11 protein-coding genes are annotated in these 14,013 nt (G+C 39.9%); 4 read left to right on the top strand and 7 right to left on the bottom strand.

Annotated elements, in window-relative coordinates; all coding sequences use genetic code 11:
• Positions 1–1,447, top strand: a 1,447-nt coding sequence (locus AAFN64_RS16180; protein WP_347761310.1) for an OmpA family protein, incomplete at its 5' end; no start/stop codon positions are given.
• 666 nt (positions 1,448–2,113) lie between these two features.
• Here the strand turns inward: AAFN64_RS16180 and AAFN64_RS16185 are convergent.
• Genes AAFN64_RS16185 through AAFN64_RS16195 form a run of 3 tightly spaced genes read right to left on the bottom strand, consistent with a single transcriptional unit; the run spans position 2,114 to position 6,948 of the window.
• The gene (locus tag AAFN64_RS16185; RefSeq protein ID WP_347761311.1) at positions 2,114–3,478 is read right to left on the bottom strand and encodes a DUF5689 domain-containing protein; all 1,365 of its coding nucleotides are present in this window, start codon (positions 3,476–3,478) and stop codon (positions 2,114–2,116) included.
• 16 nt (positions 3,479–3,494) lie between these two features.
• Positions 3,495–4,106 (bottom strand): DUF5017 domain-containing protein, encoded by a 612-nt coding sequence (locus AAFN64_RS16190; protein WP_300485439.1) that lies wholly within the window; start codon positions 4,104–4,106, stop codon positions 3,495–3,497.
• A 25-nt stretch (positions 4,107–4,131) separates the two neighbouring features.
• Positions 4,132–6,948 (bottom strand): TonB-dependent receptor, encoded by a 2,817-nt coding sequence (locus AAFN64_RS16195; protein WP_300485440.1) that lies wholly within the window; start codon positions 6,946–6,948, stop codon positions 4,132–4,134.
• Positions 6,949–7,086: 138 nt separating this feature from the next.
• Here AAFN64_RS16195 and AAFN64_RS16200 point away from each other — a divergent pair, with 138 nt between their 5' ends.
• The 3 genes from AAFN64_RS16200 to AAFN64_RS16210 all read left to right on the top strand — a co-directional run bounded on the left by AAFN64_RS16200 (position 7,087) and on the right by AAFN64_RS16210 (position 10,463).
• On the top strand, positions 7,087–8,193 hold the full coding sequence (locus AAFN64_RS16200) for an endonuclease/exonuclease/phosphatase family protein (protein ID WP_300485442.1): 1,107 nt from the start codon (positions 7,087–7,089) through the stop codon (positions 8,191–8,193).
• Between the two features lie 66 nt (positions 8,194–8,259).
• Positions 8,260–8,799: a 3-hydroxyanthranilate 3,4-dioxygenase gene (locus AAFN64_RS16205; protein WP_300485444.1), complete on the top strand. Its 540-nt coding sequence runs from the start codon at positions 8,260–8,262 to the stop codon at positions 8,797–8,799.
• A 116-nt stretch (positions 8,800–8,915) separates the two neighbouring features.
• On the top strand, positions 8,916–10,463 hold the full coding sequence (locus AAFN64_RS16210; protein ID WP_300485446.1) for an aldehyde dehydrogenase family protein: 1,548 nt from the start codon (positions 8,916–8,918) through the stop codon (positions 10,461–10,463).
• Between the two features lie 143 nt (positions 10,464–10,606).
• Here the strand turns inward: AAFN64_RS16210 and AAFN64_RS16215 are convergent, their stop codons facing one another.
• The 4 genes from AAFN64_RS16215 to AAFN64_RS16230 are packed head-to-tail and all read right to left on the bottom strand — an operon-like array spanning position 10,607 to position 13,850.
• Entirely contained in the window at positions 10,607–11,155 is a 549-nt protein-coding gene (locus tag AAFN64_RS16215; RefSeq protein WP_300485449.1) for a DUF3575 domain-containing protein, read from the bottom strand.
• A 42-nt stretch (positions 11,156–11,197) separates the two neighbouring features.
• Positions 11,198–11,926 carry a metallophosphoesterase family protein gene (locus AAFN64_RS16220; RefSeq protein ID WP_347761312.1) on the bottom strand — a complete coding sequence of 243 codons (729 nt, stop codon included), beginning with the start codon at positions 11,924–11,926 and terminating at the stop codon, positions 11,198–11,200.
• Positions 11,919–13,082, bottom strand: a complete 1,164-nt coding sequence (locus AAFN64_RS16225; RefSeq protein ID WP_300485455.1) for an ATP-binding protein — start codon at positions 13,080–13,082, stop codon at positions 11,919–11,921. The genes AAFN64_RS16220 and AAFN64_RS16225 overlap by 8 nt, the downstream gene beginning before the upstream one ends.
• Before the next feature lie 15 nt (positions 13,083–13,097).
• Positions 13,098–13,850, bottom strand: a complete 753-nt coding sequence (locus AAFN64_RS16230; protein WP_347761313.1) for an SDR family NAD(P)-dependent oxidoreductase — start codon at positions 13,848–13,850, stop codon at positions 13,098–13,100.
• Positions 13,851–14,013 lie beyond the last annotated feature (163 nt).

Here is a 14,013-nt window from a genome sequence, read left to right on the forward strand (position 1 = left end):
CTTTGATATCAAAAACATGGATATCAACAGTGATAAATCGGATTTTGGAGCGGTTTTAAGCAATGATAACACCCTTTATTTTGCCTCAGCGCGAAACACTTCGCGTAAAACCTACGGATGGAACGAACAACCGTTTTTGGATTTGTACAGTGCCACGTATAATTCCGATGGAACTTTTAGTCAGCCGACACCGGTAGAGAGTATCAACTCGAAATACCACGACGGACCGGCTACGATTAGTGCCGATGGAAATACAATGTATTTTGCCAGTGAGAGTTTTAAAGAGGGAGTGTTTGAAAAAGACAAAGCGCAGAAATTGAAATTCGGACAGGTAAACCTGTTTAAAGCTACTAAAAACGGAAGCAGCTGGAGTAATATCACTTCATTACCGTTTAACAGTAAAGACTATTCTACCAGTAACCCAAGTTTGAGTAAAGACGGTAAAACATTGTATTTCTCCTCCAACATGCCGGGTTCAGTTGGTGGCGTGGATATCTGGAAAGTGGCGATCAACTCGGATGGTACTTACGGAACACCGGAGAACCTAGGTAAAAAGATCAATACCGAAGGAAATGAAAGTTTCCCTTTTATCACGGATGACAACAAATTGTATTTCTCATCAGATGCCCGTCAGGGATTTGGAGGAATGGATGTGTATGTGATCGACTTAAACAAAGGAACCGACGCAACGAACGTTGGAAAACCGGTAAACTCGGAGAAAGACGATTTCGCGTTTAGTTTTAATACGACTAAAAACATCGGATTTGTATCGAGTAACCGTGCGGGTGTGGACAACATCTATATGGCGATTCCGGTTTGTGGTGTGGAAGTGGTTTCTTTGGTTAGAGATGCGAAAACAGGTGCTAAATTATCAGGTGCCCGTGTAGCGATCTTAGACGAGAAGAACAACATCATTTCGACTAAAACAACCGAGGCAGACGGTACGGTATCGTATGCTGTTGAGTGTGATAAAGCGTACACTATTCAGGTAGCGAAAGACGGTTATGAAAGCAATAACTTCCCGGTTAGCAAAACCAAAGGAGGTATTGTAAACATCAGCGCCGACTTACAGCCAATTGATGTTATTGTTACTGAAACAGAAGTTATCTTAAACGATATCTACTTTGAATACGACAAGAGCAATATTACCCAACAAGGTGCTTTTGAGTTAGACAAGTTAGTTCAGGTAATGAAAAATAACGCGGCTATGGTGATTATGGTTAAATCCCACACTGATAGCAGAGGTAGCGATAAATACAATATGAATTTATCTGATCGTCGTGCAAAATCGACAGTACAATATATTATCTCCAAAGGAATTGCTAAGGACAGAATCTCCGGAAAAGGTTACGGAGAAAGTGAGCCTAAAGTAAACTGTGGTGATAACTGTACCGAAGAAGAATACGCGAAAAACAGACGATCAGAGTTCCTGATTGTTAAGAAGTAATATAACACCTGACTGGTTTTAAAAACCGGTCAGGTGTAAAAAAGTAAAGGCGGCCAATCGGTCGCCTTTTTTATTTGTCTTTTTAGAGGTGTCTTTGTTGTTGGTAGGTATTTTATTACTGCGTGTGAAATAATGCGGCAGAAGGCTTAAAAATAGTGTTTTAAATGGTGTGGATCATGTGGTGGAGATTTTGTTTTGCCAGTACTTTTAGAAGCCTCATTTATCTTCGCGTTGGCGCGGATTTGTAATCCGTGCTATTTGTGCTACACCTGACAGGTTTCCAAAACCTGTCAGGTGTAAAAGATGAAGAAGCGAAAGAGGTGTAAAAAAATAAAGGCGGCCAATCGGCTGCTTCTATTTTTGCCATTTTGAAAGGTTCTTTTGTCTTGTGTAAAGGTTTTATTGCCTGGTTTGAGATGATGTTGCTCAGAGCTTAAAAAGGGTGTTTAAAACGGCGCGACTAATGTGTTGACAACTATTCGTTTCGCAAGAGCTTTTAATTGTGCATTATGCTTCGCGTTGGCGCAGATTTGCAATCCGTGTATTAATAGCTACATCCGACAGGTTTCCAAAACCGGTCAGGTGTATAGGGCGAAGAGGTGAAGCATTTAGAGGAAATAAAAAAAGCAGCCAATTGGCTGCTTTAAAAATATATAATTCTATTTTTTAGTTTACTGTAATATCATCAACCTGCATTGTAGTTGTAATAGTTGGTGTTCCCGAATGTTCGAAAACAAAATAACCGTTACCTGTTAAACTACCAGGAATGCTATAGGTACCACTAGACTGGAATGTTGAAGCCGATTGTCCTGTAGCCGGTGTAGAAATACTGAATGAAGAGGTAATATCTACAAAGTTAGCCAGGTTAATTGGTCCACCAGCAGTATAGTTAGCAGCAGTTACATAGTATACTTTTAATACATTACCCTGATAAAAACGAGCCAATGTTTTGAATGCAAATGTATTGGCAGCTGTAAAATCAACTGGTACAAAGAAATACGTTTTAGCTGTTACACCACCACTTCCGAAAGAAGTCATTTCGATGTATTTGTTTCCGGTATTAGCCGGGAACTGTTTTAACTGCCAGTATCTTCCTCCAATAGTCTGATCGTTTACATATTTAGGGAAAGCTGTTAAGTTAACCGCATAACTTGTAAAATCTTCAGTGAAAGATCCGTTAAACTGAATGTTTGTTCCTCCCTGAGCAGTACTGATATAGAATCTTGGGTTTTCCAACATAATATCTCTTTCTGTACGAGCAAGGAATTGGAAATCACTGTTGTATTTTGTTAATACACCACGAACTTTTCCACTTTTGTTAGGTACCATTTTAGCCGCAAACTTAGCGAACTCACTTGTTCTGAAAATAATTTCATGACCGGTATTGTCTGTAAGTTTCCAGTTGGTTGCACCACCGATGGTAGCCGTACTGTTAGCATCATAATAAGTCGATCCCATTGCAGCATCGTTAAACTGAACATTGTCAAACTCGATAAGTTTGTTAATGTGGTTGTTGTTTAATGCCTCAGCAATAGTCATGTGTGATACTAATTCATCTTCGTTTACGAAATCACAAGACGCTTTCGCTGTTCTTCTGAATTCTTCCGGTACCAAACGTCCTACGGCATTTCCTTGGTATAAATCACCAATTACCAATGAACTGTGTGCAATCGCGATATAACGGTTTTTTAGGCTTACGTATACTTTTCTTCCCGGTTCGAATTCGGTGTAGATGTTATACATATCAACCGGAATGCTGAAACCTCTTGATTTGTCAAGTGTCTCTAAAGAAACCGTTTTGTAAAATGTACCACCTTCATCGCTCGATACTACATAAGCTTCGATAACATCGTCGGCTGTAATTTGCGTCGGAGTACCGGTAGCAACTGTAAAAATATCAGCAACTGTTTTTGTCGGTGTTAAGGTATAACAAGGGCTATCCGCTTTAGGATAATGATCGCCATTCACACAGCCTGATAATATTCCAGCTGAAAGTGATGCGAATAAAAGGGATTTAATTGAAATTTTCATCGTTGTATTTTTTAGCTTAGAATATTTTTACGTTGTCAATCATATAAGCTCCGGAAAGTGCTGTAGCAGTACCTCCGGTTGCTTTAAATCCGATGTAAATTGTACCGGAATAGTTAGCAAGATTGATTGCACCCGCTTTAAAAAAGTCGTAGTTATGTGTGCTTCCCGCTAAAGGTGGCGTAAAGGATACCTGAGTCCAGGTAGCATCCGTTACGTTAGTTCCATCATAATCGGTAGAAATAAAAACTTCTAATTTATTGTTTACCAAATCGGTTACGTGGTGTTGTGCCACGTCGAAAGTTAAACGTTTTTTAATGGCTCCGTCGATGTTGATTCCCGGTGTTACGATCCAGGCAACATTCGATGCCTGTCCGCTGTTAAATGGCGTAAACTCGGCATATCCGTTACCCTGATATCCGTTTTCAATCCATTTTTTAGTACCTACCTGTGCGAAGTTAGTCCATCCTTCAAAATCAAATGGCGTATTGGCCACAGCAGTCTGGAAATCTTCAAAATAGATAGCCGGAACAATTGGTGGCAAATTAGTATCGTCTTCTTTAGTACAGCTGCTCAAAGCACCTAAGGCAACCAAAGCAACACAAAGTGTTTTTATATTAAAATTTTTCATGTGAGTTCTTCTTTACTGGTTTAAATTAGAATGTTAAGTAAACATTTACGAAATACGTTCTGCCGTAACCGTAGAAATATTTCGATCCGAATGAACGGGTACCGCTGGCATAATCCATATTTAACTCTCTGTAGTTCGCGTTTCTAGCTTGTTCGAAACCTCCAGTTTTGTAAGTAACATCAAAGATGTTGTTAACACTTGCAAAGAAACCTAAAGTATTTCCGCTAATTCTCCATGATTTACCACCTGTAAGGTTAACCAACATGAAAGAATCGAATTTCTCCTGGCTTAATAACTGACGTGCTCTGTCTTCTGTAACTTCCGGATACGATACTCCAGAACCTCCAGGTTGCATAAAGAAGTTGTTTGTACGGATTAATGGATCTACTTCAACATAACTGTCATCTAAGTAGTTTGCATTGGCTCCGATCCACCAGAATTTAGGATCTCTATATTCAATTCCAAGAGAGTAAGCCTGTTGTGGCATACCACCTTGTCTGTAGTTTTTAAGGTAAGAATCACCGAAGTTAACAATCGGGTTAAGACCCGCTGCCTGACGTGAATCGATGTTAAGAAGTACCGTTGGGTTGTTGCTGTAGATGTATTGACCATATGAAGCAGAACCGGTAACTTTAATTGTTTTAGACAATTGGTACTCTAAACCTAACTCTAAACCGATGTTTTGTTTGTCGATATTTTTTGTGATCTCAGCCACAAAGTCATTCTCACTGTCGTTACCACCATCTTCGATAGCTCCTAAACCTTCTGCATAGAAGAAACCAACTTTAGTTGCATCTTCGATTTTAGAGTAGAATCCGGTTAAACGTGCTTTTAATTTTGGTGCTCTGATGATATAACTTGCATCAACACTTGAAATTTTCTCATCTTCTAATCCACTAACGATACTGTTGTTTAAACGAGCGTTGTTGAATGCATTTCGCAACATAGGTGCTTTAGTCATATAAGCAGCGTTAACACTTAACATGTGTTTTCCAGTGATTTTATACGTAAGTCCTCCTTTAAATCCGTAGTTGTTGAATTCTAACTTGTCGCTTTTTCCAAATGAGTTGTTCGCATATAATCCGTTTCTGTAAAGACCTTCTCTCTGGTATCTTGTCTGAGAGAATGTTTGTGCTAAATAGAAATCGAATTTGTTGTATGTAAATTTAAACTGTGTAAATGCATCCGCAACGATAGCGCGCATGATGTAGTTGTATCCGTAACGGTCACCAGCGTTAACAACGCGGTTCGGGTTGTTTAAGTCACTTTGAGACTGGCCAGCTGTAAAACCGTTTCCTTCGTAGAATAAATCAGTATCAATAAAACCATAATCTCCAAGTGGATCTAACATTTTCTGGAAGTTTTCCGATTTTAATGAACGGAAGTTAATTCCTGCATTTAAAGTAATGTTATCCGATAATTGAGAGTTTAAGATAGAGTTGGCAGTCAGGGTAACATCTTCCATACGGTCTTCATACAAAGCATAGATACTGCGTTTGTTGATTTCGTTTGCATGGTACATTCTTTCCCAGTTGATCTGGCTGTTGTTGATGAAATCCGTTCTTGCGATATCAGCCTGTGCATAGTTTGGTGTATGCGTTGGTAAAGAACCGTCAGCTGGAATATTGTGTAAGTTTAAATAATAACTTGGTAAGTTTTTATAGTACGTTGGATCAGGGTTGTTTCCTCCGTTATAGTCTAATCTGGAATTTCCGATTCCTCCTGATTGGTAAGAAACATTCGTGTTTAACGTGTTTTTCTCGTTTATTTTCCAGTAGTGGCTCAACATTAAGATTGGCTCATCAACGTTTTTGTCTCTTGAGTTTCTCTTTTTACCATTTTGCCATCCCCAATACGAGTTGTACTCTGTACCCATTAAGTCAGTAACTTCCTGAGTGTTTGGTGAATTTTTACCTCTGCTGTTCTGCGCGTAGATAGAAGTAAAGTTAATACTGTGTTTGTCATTGAATTTTTTCTCGATACTTGCGAAAAGGGAATTAGCAGAATAATCTGTTCCTTCGAAGTAACCTTCTTTAGCCCATCTTCTGGATCCTGAAACCACAAATGCCCATCCGTCTTTGTTCATTCCGGAAGCATAAGTTGCCATAGTTCTCCAGCTGTAGTTTGAGTTTGTTCCTGAAAACGAAACACGTGTTCCAGGACGGTAAAAAGAAGCTCTAGTGTTTATCTCCTGTGTACCTAAAATGTTACCAAAGGTATAATCGGAAGGAGCAGATCCCATAGTGAACTCCTGGTTTCTGGTCGCGTCATTAAGACCTCCCCAGTTACTCCACTGTGGTCTTCCGTCAAAAAGTTTGTTCATTACGATACCATTAATCATAGTAGTACCATACTCGTTATCCAAACCTCTGATTCGGAATCTTGCCTGACCCCAGTTGAAAGCAGCAGCTTGTTGGTAAGTGTCGCGGGATGCCTGTAGCAAACCTGCAGTACTCTCGGAACCACTGTTGTCATCTCCAAGATCATTTTCTGTGATGGTGATCAAGCTTAGTTGTTGCTCAGATGTAATGTCTTCTTCTAAGAAAACCACACCCAAATCCAAAGATTGCCCTTTCACAATGCTAAGTGTAAAAGTCTGGGTAGTGTACCCTGTACTTCCTACAGTTAACTTTTGTTGTCCTTCTGTTGCTACATCAAAAGAGAAAACACCCGCTGCATCTGTTAAAGCAGACTGGTTAGTGCTTAAGATGGTCGCAACAACATTTCTTAATGGTTTTTGCGTTTTAGAATCAACAACTTTTCCCTTTAGTGCTGGGGAATGTTGTGACCAAACAAAAACGGCTTGCAGTACAAATAAAATACTAAATACAAGTTTTTTCATAAATAAAATTAAGTTAATTTTTTGTTTGCCAAGTCTTAATAAAAACTTAACAGCCTGCAAATGTACATCTTTTAATAATATTATTTACTTTTGGCCCGGAGTTTGTCTCAAACTTGATGTTAATTTAATATACCTTACATGAAAATTAGAAATTTCATCGCGCTTTTAATTGTATGTTTCTCATTTAATGGGATTTACGCGCAAAACAAAAAATTCAAAGTGTACACTGTTGCGTTTTACAACCTGGAAAACCTGTTTGATACAATCAATGGGCCGAACAATGACGAGGAGTGGTTGCCTAACGGTACACAACGCTGGACCAGAGCGAAGTATCAGAAAAAACTGGCTAATTTAAGTCGTGTTATTCCGGAAATTGGAACCGGTGAAAATCCACATGCTCCGGTAATCGTAGGATGTGCCGAAGTTGAAAACAGAGGGGTATTGGAAGACCTGGTAAAGCAACCGGGAATGATCGAAAAAGATTATGGTGTGATCCATTTTGACTCTCCGGACAAAAGGGGAATTGATGTGGGCTTTTTATATCAGAAGAAACACTTTAAGCCGTTAAGCTATAAAAATATACCATTATATATATATGAAAACGAGCAAGGTCTGAATAAAAAAGACAAAGAAGAAGGTGATGACAAGGTAGAGGTAAATGTGAATCTGGATACCAAAACCAGAAGAATATATACTCGTGACCAATTATTGGTAACCGGATTATTAGACGGTGAAGAAATCAGCGTTATCGTAAATCACTGGCCATCGCGTTCCGGAGGTGAGAAAAAAAGTAGCCCGTTCCGTGAAGCTGCCGGTGCTTTAAACAAAAAAATTATCGATTCCCTATACCGAATCAACCCGAATGCCAAAGTAATTACTATGGGTGACTTGAACGATGGTCCTTATAATAAGAGTGTAAAAGAAGCTTTAGGTGCCAAAGGGAAAAAAGATGATGTTAAAGAATTCGGAATGTTTAACCCAATGGAGCAAATGTCTAAAGACGGTATCGGTACATTAGCCTATCGTGATGCATGGGATTTATTCGACCAGATCATCATTAGCGAACCATTGATCCGTAAAGATTATTCATCATTGCGTTTCTGGAAAGCAGGCGTGTTTAATAAACCATATCTGATCCAGAGTTCAGGGCAATACAAAGGGTATCCGCTGCGTAACTCCAATGGTGAAGTCGGATTTAGTGACCACTTTCCGGTGTACATTTATCTGATTAAAGAAGTGAAGTAATAATAAAGGCAGGTTTTTTTAACCTGCCTTTTTCCTTTTTTGTACTTTAGTACAAACATTCAACCTATGGCAATCCAACCCCCTTTTAATCTTAATCAGTGGATTAATGAGAACCGGCATTTGTTAAAACCGCCGGTTGGCAATAAAAATATATATGTAGACGCTAACGATTTTATTGTAATGATTGTGGCCGGTCCTAATGCGCGAAAAGACTATCATTATAATGAAACGGAAGAAATCTTCTACCAACTGGAAGGCGATATTAAAATCGTAATTCAGGAAGAAGGTGTGCGAAAGGAAATGCCGCTCAAAGCCGGCGATATGTACCTGCATCCGGCAAAAATACCGCACTCACCGGTGAGAAGTGAAGGTTCCATCGGATTGGTAATCGAACGGAAAAGAGCCGGAAAAGGGTTTACCGACGGATTACTATGGCATTGCGACAATTGTAACCATAAATTATACGAAGTGTATTTCGAATTAAATGATATCGAGAAAGACTTCCTGCCGCATTTCCAGCATTTTTATAATTCGGAAACCTTACGAACCTGCGAGAAATGTGGAACCGTAATGGAATCCGATCCGCGTTTTGTCGCAAAAAAATAAAAAAATAGAAAGGTTATTGTTTCGGAAACATAAGCGTAAAAGTTAATCCTTTATAATGCTAAACAAAAAACAGTAACTTTGTGAAAAATAAAAACACACGAAAATAACTTAGAATAATGGCAACAGCAATTGACCAATTCGGTATTCAGGAAGCGCTACAGCAATTAGGGCTTAAAGAAATAAACGAAGGAACATCAACCGGATCAAACTGGTTTTCAAATGGTAAAATTATCGAATCGTATTCTCCTGCAACCGGAGAATTAATCGGAAAAGTAAAATCATCGACAAAAGAAGATTATGAAGCAGCCATGAAAACGGCTGAAGAAGCTTTTAAAGAATGGCGATTGATCCCGGCTCCGAAAAGAGGAGAAATTGTGCGCCAAATGGGTGAAGCACTTAGAAAATATAAAGAACCCCTGGGGAAACTGGTTTCTTACGAAATGGGTAAAAGCCTTCAGGAAGGTTTAGGTGAAGTTCAGGAAATGATTGATATCTGTGATTTCGCAGTAGGATTATCCCGTCAGCTTTACGGATTAACCATGCATTCCGAAAGACCAATGCACAGAATGTACGAGCAATGGCATCCGTTTGGAGTAGTAGGGGTTATCTCTGCTTTTAACTTCCCGGTAGCCGTATGGAGCTGGAACTCAATGTTGGCTTGGGTTTGTGGAGACGTTTGTATCTGGAAACCAAGTTCAAAAACACCTTTGTGTGCGGTAGCTTGTCAGAATATCATTGTTGAAGTATTGCGCAACAACAATGTGTCGGAAGGTGTTAGCTGCTTAGTAGTAGGTAATGAGTCTGGTGATTTAATCAATAACGACAAACGTATTCCATTGGTATCGTTTACAGGTTCTACAAGAATCGGACGTCACGTATCTAAAACCGTAGCGGAGCGTTTCGGAAATACCATTTTGGAATTAGGAGGAAACAACGCCATTATCGTTTCAGAACATGCCGATATCAGCATGGTATTGGTTGGAGCGGTATTCGGAGCGGTAGGAACTGCCGGACAACGTTGTACCTCTACAAGACGTTTAATCGTTCACGATAGCGTTTACGACAAAACAATCAGTGTATTGAAAAATGCATACGGACAATTAAAAATTGGAAATCCATTGGATTCTAACAACCACGTTGGACCGCTAATCGACAAAGGTGCGGTTAACGATTACCTGAATGCTATTGAAAAAGCAAAACAGGAAGGTGGAAACATTATCGTTGAAGGTGGTGTTTTAGAAGGTGAAGGATACGAAAGCGGATGCTATGTAAAACCATGTATCATCGAAGCGAAAAATGAATTCCATATCGTTCAGGAAGAAACATTCGCGCCGATCTTATATGTGATGAAATATTCAACTATCGAAGAAGCGATCGCTATGCAAAACGGAGTGCCTCAGGGATTATCTTCGTCGATCTTTACCAACAACATGAGAGAAATGGAATTATTCCTTTCTCAGGCGGGTTCTGATTGTGGTATCGCAAACGTAAACATCGGAACATCTGGTGCTGAAATCGGTGGTGCTTTTGGTGGTGAAAAAGAAACCGGAGGAGGACGTGAGTCAGGATCTGATGCGTGGAAAGCGTATATGAGAAGACAAACGAATACCATCAACTACGGAACTGCGTTGCCATTGGCACAAGGTATCAAGTTTGATTTCTAATCGATACATCTCTTATAGAAAAAGGGCTGTCTATTTTTGTAGACAGCCCTTTTTTATTTTTAACACCTGATGACCAGATATGTTATTTAGATTTCTAACACCTGACAGGTTTCAAAAACCTGTCAGGTGTAGCATTTAACGTTTTAAAAACGATACCCGATACTTACTCCGGCGTTAAATTCAAGCGCGCTAAAACGATCGTTTACCGCACGGCTAAAGTTACGTCCGATATTAGCATACGGAGCAATCGCAAATTTATTGTTCCAAGCCCATTTGTATCCGGTTCCAAAACCGATGATAAAACTGTTCATATCGGTAGTGAGGGTTACTTCCACATCGTCGATGACTTCTTTTTCGTTAAAATCACCAAAACGGTATTTTAAAAATGGCGATAGATAATAACCGGAATTGCTTTCGCCATTGGCTCCTAAATAAAAATTATAAGAGGCTAGAATACTATTGGTTTTAAATTCTTTAGCACCACCACTCTTTTCAGTAGTATAGGAAAAACGATCGTTAATCAGAAATTCAACCCCGATAGACTGGTTGTTGTCCAGGAAATGCTCGTAGCCTAATTCCACTGATGCCAGTACGAGCGTATTTAAAATATTAACTTTAACCTCGTTCTTGGATTGTGCATTGGCAAAAAGGCCGCTCAATAGTACGCCTAAAAGAATAATGTGTTTTTTCATGTCTCAAAATTTTTACAAAAGTATAAAAATTGGACGAAACACTTAGTTACGTCCTTTTTCGTTGGCGTAAAGTTCGTGTAACGGATCACTTTGCCAGAAGGCTTTGGTATCCACATCCATAATGGTTAACCGGCCTTTAAACGCAGCTCCGGTATCGACATTCCAAACATTGGCTTTGTTTACCGGAACGGTTTCTCCAATTCGGGTTACCGGCGTATGACCGATAAAAATTTCCTGATATAACGTAAGACGTTTCGGGTAAAACAAATCGTCTTTCGAAAGCGCCGGGTTTAACGACATGGCCGTTTCCCATAACGTTCGATCCCAACAGAACATCCCGCGGAAAAACTCGTAATAAACCCCTTTCTGATTCGTAAAACCGGCATGAACATACAGTCGGTTCTGTTCGTCGATATAATAGTCGTTTAAACGCGCCAGAAAACCTACGTGACGGTCTTTGGTGTGAATGTCGAGATCCTGATAGGCATCTACAGTCGATTGTCCACCGTGGATACGCCATTCGGCATTGTCGTCGCCAGCCGTTAACCAGCGTAAAACCATTTCTTCATGGTTGCCGCGGATAAAAAAACAATCGTGGGTTTTGTCCAGTTCAATTAAAAAATCGATTACACGAGGCGAATCACTCCATCCGTCGATATAATCGCCTAAAAACACTAATTTATCGTTTGTAGTAACCTGGGCGCGCTCCAGAATCTGATGTAACGCTTTCAGTCCGCCGTGTATATCTCCAATAACTAACGTTCTACTCATTATTCATTCCGTATTTCATTTTTCGTAAAATGCGCATGGCTTCTTTAAACGACACATAAACCGTAGGATTATCGTGCGCCTTAAGGAGCAATTTGGCATCAATAAGTTTTTGTTTGGCCTCGTCAAATCCATTCAGATAACAGATCATTAGGGTCGAAGGCAGGTTTTCCAGGTCTTTGTTCTCGCGTTCGGACAACGGTAAACCTTTTTGCAATTTACGGATTAATGCCAAATTGGAGTTATAAATATGAAATAACATTTTCCGGTTAAATTCCGGTGGCTCGAAAAGCATCTGGTTGTCGATCTTGTAATAACCATTGTCATAAAACCGGATGCTGACCTGTTCCAACGGGTAATAACTCGTTTTGTCGTTTAATCCTAAAAGCAGGTATTCGGTGATCCTAAAACAATCGTCCGAATAATCTACCGTCACTTCGTCTAATGCCGAATAAAAAAGTTTGACCTGTTCGTTGATTAATTCGATATCAACCCGGGATAAAAAAGTCGTGTCCCGTATTTTCTTTTTGTTTCCGGCCCAGCAAACAATGAAGAATTCCTTGAAAACCTTATACTCGGGATTCATGTCCTTGTGCCGGTTGTTCATAAAATCGATAACGCCTTCCAACGTATATTCAATGCTGTTACGGGAGTTGTTTTCGATACTGATAACGGTTTCGGTATTGGAACTCGCTGCGGGTTCCTGTGAAAAATCCGGCTCGTCAATCGGGATCGAATTGCTGCCACGTCGCATAAAAATGGCTTTGGCCGGTATGGTATAAATCGCTTTTTTAAAAGAGGACATTTTATGCGTGGGTCGAATCGTAACCAATCCGACAACCTTGTCTTTTGGTAAATGCGGAAACGGAACGTTTTCGTACTGAATCCGCGGTGGATTATCCAAAAAAGCATTGACCAGATTCTGAATCCGGCTGTCGTCGAAAAAGTCGTCGCCCACAATTTCGTTGTCCTGATCTTCCACGCCAACCACAATATAGGAATTGTTCGTAGGGTTGGAATTCGATAACGCACAAATGTGCTTTAAAAACTTCGCCTTGCCTTCTTTGGTATGCAGGTTCAGCTGACGTTTTTTGTCATAGAAGCTGCTCTCATCGTTGTGAGCCAATAGGTTTTTGATAAGCAGGCGCTTGTTAATCATCGAATGAAACGAACTTTATAAATTTTTATTTATGATTGTAGACGTAGCCTGAGCAGTCGATAAGACCATCAGGTCGGCAATGTTAACATGATACGGTCTCGAAATTACAAAGTGGATAATATCCGCGATGTCTTCGGCTAGTAAAGGCTGGAAACCTTTGTATACGTTGTCGGCACGAACGGTATCGCCTTTAAAACGCACTTCCGAAAAAGCCGTGTGAACCATGCCCGGATGGATACCGCCAACTTTAATTCCGAAAGCATTCAGGTCGATCCGCATGCCCTGCGTAATTGCATCAACAGCGTGTTTGCTCGCGCAATAAACGTTTCCGTTGGGATAAACTTCCTTTGCAGCGGTCGATCCGATGTTGATAATATGACCGGATTTGCGTTCGGTCATCTGCGGCAGTATGGCTTTCGAAACATACAACAAACCTTTTACGTTAATATCGATCATCGCATCCCAGTCGTCGGTGTTCCCGGTTTGAATTGGATCCAGTCCGTGGGCATTTCCGGCATTATTGATCAGAATGTCGATTTTTGAAAAGTCCTCCGGAAGAGACGAAATGGCTTTGAAGACCGAATCTTTGTCCTTCACATCAAAGACAAGTGACGTAATTTGTGTATGTTTTGCTAAATCGCTTTCTAATGTTTCGAGAATTTCTTTTCTTCGTCCACAGATAATCAGACGATATTGATGACGGGCCAAAAGCTCAGCTGTCGCTTTTCCGATTCCGCTTGTAGCACCCGTGATAAGAACTGTTTTCATGGTAATTAAATTTCAGATCTTAAAAATATAAAAACAAAATCATAATTCAGGCTTAAAAAGAAACGGTTACCAAGACTTTTAACCAATTGTTAACAACAAAACACTAAATAAATTTTCAATTTGCAGTGTTAAAATAACTTATTTAATTTCACGGCTCAAAAAA

Origin of the sequence: Flavobacterium sp. CAU 1735, assembly GCF_039888695.1 — a bacterium.
Classification (GTDB): Bacteria; Bacteroidota; Bacteroidia; order Flavobacteriales; family Flavobacteriaceae; genus Flavobacterium.

What these genes read in the sequence shown, in the direction of transcription:
- AAFN64_RS16210 (WP_300485446.1), top strand. Translation starts at nt 8,916, where the DNA reads ATGGCAACAGCAATTGACCAATTCGGTATTCAGGAAGCGCTACAGCAA.
- AAFN64_RS16200 (WP_300485442.1), top strand. Translation starts at nt 7,087, where the DNA reads ATGAAAATTAGAAATTTCATCGCGCTTTTAATTGTATGTTTCTCATTT.
- AAFN64_RS16215 (WP_300485449.1), bottom strand. Translation starts at nt 11,155, where the DNA reads ATGAAAAAACACATTATTCTTTTAGGCGTACTATTGAGCGGCCTTTTT.
- AAFN64_RS16195 (WP_300485440.1), bottom strand. Translation starts at nt 6,948, where the DNA reads ATGAAAAAACTTGTATTTAGTATTTTATTTGTACTGCAAGCCGTTTTT.
- AAFN64_RS16190 (WP_300485439.1), bottom strand. Translation starts at nt 4,106, where the DNA reads ATGAAAAATTTTAATATAAAAACACTTTGTGTTGCTTTGGTTGCCTTA.
- AAFN64_RS16185 (WP_347761311.1), bottom strand. Translation starts at nt 3,478, where the DNA reads ATGAAAATTTCAATTAAATCCCTTTTATTCGCATCACTTTCAGCTGGA.
- AAFN64_RS16225 (WP_300485455.1), bottom strand. Translation starts at nt 13,082, where the DNA reads ATGATTAACAAGCGCCTGCTTATCAAAAACCTATTGGCTCACAACGAT.
- AAFN64_RS16205 (WP_300485444.1), top strand. Translation starts at nt 8,260, where the DNA reads ATGGCAATCCAACCCCCTTTTAATCTTAATCAGTGGATTAATGAGAAC.
- AAFN64_RS16220 (WP_347761312.1), bottom strand. Translation starts at nt 11,926, where the DNA reads ATGAGTAGAACGTTAGTTATTGGAGATATACACGGCGGACTGAAAGCG.
- AAFN64_RS16230 (WP_347761313.1), bottom strand. Translation starts at nt 13,850, where the DNA reads ATGAAAACAGTTCTTATCACGGGTGCTACAAGCGGAATCGGAAAAGCG.